This window comes from Mesorhizobium sp. M7A.F.Ca.CA.004.06.1.1 (assembly GCF_003999135.1).
Lineage (GTDB): Bacteria > Pseudomonadota > Alphaproteobacteria > Rhizobiales > Rhizobiaceae > Mesorhizobium.
In genome coordinates, this window is record NZ_RZPQ01000479.1 from 1 (window position 1) to 4616 (window position 4616).

5 protein-coding genes are annotated in these 4616 nt (G+C 57.9%); all 5 read left to right on the forward strand.

Annotated features, from left to right (window positions below; all coding sequences use genetic code 11):
* Positions 1-1345 (forward strand): ABC transporter substrate-binding protein (locus EN906_RS23835; RefSeq protein ID WP_164777312.1); only part of this gene is annotated, 1345 nt, incomplete at its 5' end.
* Entirely contained in the window at positions 1345-2286 is a 942-nt protein-coding gene (locus EN906_RS23840) for an ABC transporter permease (protein WP_127268398.1), read from the forward strand. The genes EN906_RS23835 and EN906_RS23840, both read left to right, overlap by 1 nt.
* 1 nt (position 2287) lies before the next feature.
* Complete coding sequence (locus tag EN906_RS23845; protein ID WP_127268399.1) at positions 2288-3169, forward strand: ABC transporter permease; 882 nt, start codon at positions 2288-2290, stop codon at positions 3167-3169.
* Between the two features lies 1 nt (position 3170).
* On the forward strand, positions 3171-4178 hold the full coding sequence (locus EN906_RS23850) for an ABC transporter ATP-binding protein (protein ID WP_127270363.1): 1008 nt from the start codon (positions 3171-3173) through the stop codon (positions 4176-4178).
* The coding region (locus EN906_RS23855) for an ATP-binding cassette domain-containing protein (RefSeq protein ID WP_127375424.1) at positions 4175-4616 on the forward strand (442 nt) is incomplete at its 3' end. The genes EN906_RS23850 and EN906_RS23855, both read left to right, overlap by 4 nt.

The window sequence follows — 4616 nt, forward strand, 5'->3', positions numbered from 1 at the left end:
CGACGATAAGAAGACTTATAGTTTCGAACTCCGGGATGGTTTGAGTTGGCACGATGGCACTGCGGTCACCGCAGCCGATTGTGTGGCCTCGATCCGCCGCTGGGCCCAAGTGGCTCCGGGCGGACAGTTGATCATGTCTCGTGCCAAGGATATCTCGAAAAAGGACGACAAAACTTTTGTAATTACGCTCACCGAACCTCTAGGGGTACTGATCGATCTGCTGGCTACGCTGTCAGCGCCGGTCCTGTTTATTATGCGCGAAAAGGATGCAGAGCGACCTGCGACCGAGCAGGTGACCGCGAACATCGGATCGGGTCCATTCAAGTTTAACCATGCTCTTGCCAGGCCGGGTGCGAATTTCACCTATGATCGCAATGAGAAATACGTGCCGCGCAGCGAGGCTTCTGACGGGTTTGCAGGCGGTAAAGTCGTTAAGGTCGATCGTGTCATTTGGGAAAACGGCGGCGATGCGCAGACTAATCTGGCTGCTTTGCAAGCAGGGGAGCTTGATTTCCTTCGCGATGCACCTGCGGATTTCTATGCTGCGATCGAAAACGACCCCAATCTTGAACTTCAGGTCCTGAATAAAACTGGCAACGACATGTGCGTGCGCATGAATCACCTTCAGAAGCCATTCGATAACGTGAAAGCGCGTCAGGCAATACTTCACTTGGTTGATCAGGAGGCGTTTCTGCGCGTTACTGCCCCTGATCCAAAGTATAGTCGACCCGTCACTTCGATATTCGGAAACAGTACACCTTATTCCAATGACGAGAACACAGGATGGTTCAAGAAGGGCGGCGACCCGAAAAGGGCCAAGCAGCTCTTCCAGGAGGCGGGATATGCTGGTGAGAAGGTTGTTATTCTCGACCCCACGTCTTGGGCCGCTGCCAGCAATGCCTCACAGCTTCTCGCAGCCGAACTACGCAAGATTGGTGTCAACGCTGAGCTTGCGCCAAGTGACTGGGGTGGGATTGTGGCGCGCCGGGGCAACAAGGGTCCTGTTGAGAGCGGTGGCTGGAGCATTTTTATCACCGATGATTTCGATTACGCCCAAGGCGATCCAATGACCGCGGTCTTCCTTGGCGCGAGCGGGGAAAAGGCCGCCTGGTTCGGCTGGCCTAAGAACGACGAATTTGAGGCGCTTCGGCTCAAGTGGCCGGATGTCGAAACTCTTGAAGAGCGACAGGCATTGGCTCGCAAAATGCAACGAATTTGGTGGGAATTTGTCGGTGACGTCAGATTAGGTCAAATTGTATCCCCGAGTGCTCACCGCAAATCGCTTACCGGACTCGTGGAGATGCCATACGTTGCCTGGTGGAATATGCAGAAAGCCTCAGGCTGATGGCGACGTATATGTTGCGCAGGATAGTTTCGGCCATGGCCGTCATGGTGATGGTCGGAATTTTCATCTTCCTGCTTCTCAGGCTGGCGCCGGGTGACCCAGCGGACATGATTGCCGGCAAGTCGGCCACGGCGGAGATGATCGCCGGCATCCGGGAAAAGTTGGGGTTGAATGACCCAATGCCGGTCCAGTTCATACGATGGGCGCGGGATATGCTTGACGGCGATTTCGGCACCTCGATTTTTGCCGGACGCCCTGTTCTTGAGCTCATTTCGCAGCGGCTTGAGCCGACTTTTTCCCTGTCGCTCCTGACGATGATGTTTTCGGTGACGGTCGGGGTTTCTTTCGGCATCCTTGCCGCTTGGCGAACTGGCGGTTTCATCGATCGCGCCCTCACCGCCTTTTCGGCACTTGGCTATTCCGTCCCGGTCTTTGTCATCGGCTATTTCCTCATATACTTCTTCGCTATCAGGGCACACTGGCTGCCGGTCCAGGGATATGCGCCGATCGATGGTGGCCTTGGACCTTGGTTCGCGCACCTGGTCCTTCCCACCGTGGCCCTTAGTCTTGGCTACATTGCATTCATCGCCCGGGTTACGCGGGCGAGCATGCTCGAGGTCCTCTCGGAGGACTATATGCGAACCGCCGCTGCCAAGGGCGCTTCGTCCTATGCCATGCTTTTCCACCATGCCTTGAAGAATGCCGGCGTCCCGATCTTGACCGTCATCGGCATAAGCTTTGCCTATCTGATCGGCGGAGTGGTCCTTACCGAAACGGTGTTCAACATACCCGGTATCGGCCGCCTGGTGGTGGATGCGATCAACAACCGCGACTATCCCATCATCCAGAGCGTGCTCATCCTGACGTCAGGTCTCTACGTCCTTATTAATCTCGCAGTCGATCTGGCCTACACGCTGATCGATCCCCGGATCCGGTACTGATATGACACTGCTCTCCCCGCCAGTTGAATACATTCCTACCGGCCGCTTTCGAGTATCTGACCTGCCTCGCATAGCAAGGCGTCATCCGCCGGTGATGATAGGCGGCGGACTATTGGCGTTGTTGATCCTCCTAGCACTCGCTGCCCCGCTGTACGGCGGCGATCCGATGAACATGGATCCATTCAATCGCCTTCAGCCACCTTCCGCGAAGATGTGGTTCGGAAGTGATCATCTGGGCCGGGACGTGTTCGCACGCACCGTATTCGGTGCCCGAGTTTCTCTACTGGTGGGATTGATGTCGGCGGCAGCCGCAGCTGTGGGCGGGCTTATTATCGGTATTATCGCCGGTTACAGTCGCGGTTTCGACAATGTCGTCATGCGGGTCATGGATGGCCTAATGTCGATCCCGACTATGCTGCTGGCCATTGCCCTTATCTCTCTGACGGGTCCCGGCATCGGCATTCTCATCGTCGCGATCACGATTCCACAGATGCCAAGCGTCACCCGGCTCGTTCGTTCGGTGGTTCTGAGTGTTCGCGATCGCCCTTACGTTGAGGCCGCCGTCTGTGGAGGCGCACGCCTGCCAAAGGTGCTGTGGAGGCATATCGTGCCGAGTACCATTCCGCCGCTTATGGTCCAGAGCGCCATAGTCTGCGCAGATGCGATTCTGACAGAGGCCGGACTGAGCTTTCTCGGCGTCGGCGTGCCGCCCGAGATCGCTAGTTGGGGCAACATGATCTCGAATTCTCGCCTGTTTCTTGCCATCGCTCCTATGACAATCTTCGCCCCCGGTATCTGCCTCGCCGTCACGGTCCTTGCGGTCAACCTTTTGGGGGATGGCCTGCGCGACATGTTCGATCCCCGCGCCAAGCGGAGGCGCTGACATGCAGATGCATCAAGCCGCAGGGAATGACTTGCTTCTCGATGTCCGAAACCTCGAAACGCATTTTTTCGGCGAAGACAGTGTCACCCGCGCCCTGGGCGGCATCAGCTTCCAGGTAATGAAAGGCGAAACGCTTGGGGTCGTCGGCGAATCGGGATGCGGGAAGAGCGTCACTGCCCTCTCCATTCTTCGCCTGCTGCCGAAGCTGAGCGCGAAGACTGTCGGCGGTGAAGTCCGCTTCCACGGACGCGACCTCCTCGACCTGTCCGATCGTGAGATGCGAAAAATTCGCGGCGACCAAATCGCCATGATTTTCCAAGAACCGATGACCAGTCTGAACCCGGTTTATACGGTCGGCCGCCAGATCGCAGAGGCGGTGCAGATCCACACGAAAGCCTCCCGCTCGGTGGGCATGGCAAAGGCCGAAGAGATGCTCCGTCTCGTCCGCATCGCGGACCCCGAGCGTCGCGTCAACAACTATCCGCATGAGATGTCGGGAGGCATGCGCCAGCGCGCCATGATCGCCATGGCTCTTGCCTGCTCACCGGACCTGTTGATTGCCGACGAGCCGACTACGGCCCTCGACGTCACAATCCAGGCACAGATTCTGCGACTCATCGTCGACCTGAAAGAGCGCACAGGAACGGCAGTGATGTTCATCACGCATGATCTGGGCGTTGTCGCCGAGACGTGCCAGCGGGTGATCGTAATGTATGCTGGGCGGATCGTGGAACAAGCGAACGTGATAGATTTGTTCTCGCGTCCGGCGCACCCGTACACCCAGGGCCTCATGCGATCGGTGCCTGACCGGCGGCGCGGCCGACAAAGTCGCCTTCCGGAAATTCCCGGGATTGTGCCAAGCCTTCGCGACCCCATTGTGGGCTGCAGCTTTGCGCCACGCTGCTCGTTTGCGATCGACATTTGCCGCGAGAAAACACCCATTCTGAGTGATGTCAGGCCAGGCCACGCCGCCGCTTGCTGGCGCGCCGAAGAGGTGATGGGAGCATGAGTGGTCCTTTGCTGACAGTCGAGAACCTGACTAAGCACTATCCGCTCGGCGCGGGATTCTTTAGGAAGAGCATTCCCGTGGTGCGGGCGGTCGAGGATGTATCCTTCTCGGTCGAGGCGGGCGAGACACTCTGCATCGTCGGCGAATCCGGCTGCGGCAAGTCCACTGTGGCGCGGCTCTTAATGCGGCTCGTGGAACCTACGGGCGGACGCGTTCTAATCGACGGGAACGACATTGCTGGCCTCAAAAAGCAAGCGCTCCACGCGTTTCGCCGTCGGATGCAGATGGTCTTTCAGGATCCTTACTCGTCGTTGAACCCCCGCCTCAGCGCCGGACAGATCATCACCGAGCCCCTCGAGAATTTCGAGCGCCTCAGCCGGAAGCAGCGCAACAAGCTTGCTGCGGATCTTCTCCAAAAGGTCGGAATGTCCCCCGAGA

Excerpts from the sequence above, each read along its gene's own strand:
- EN906_RS23840 (WP_127268398.1), top strand. The coding sequence starts at position 1,345 with ATGGCGACGTATATGTTGCGCAGGATAGTTTCGGCCATGGCCGTCATG.
- EN906_RS23845 (WP_127268399.1), top strand. The coding sequence starts at position 2,288 with ATGACACTGCTCTCCCCGCCAGTTGAATACATTCCTACCGGCCGCTTT.
- EN906_RS23850 (WP_127270363.1), top strand. The coding sequence starts at position 3,171 with ATGCAGATGCATCAAGCCGCAGGGAATGACTTGCTTCTCGATGTCCGA.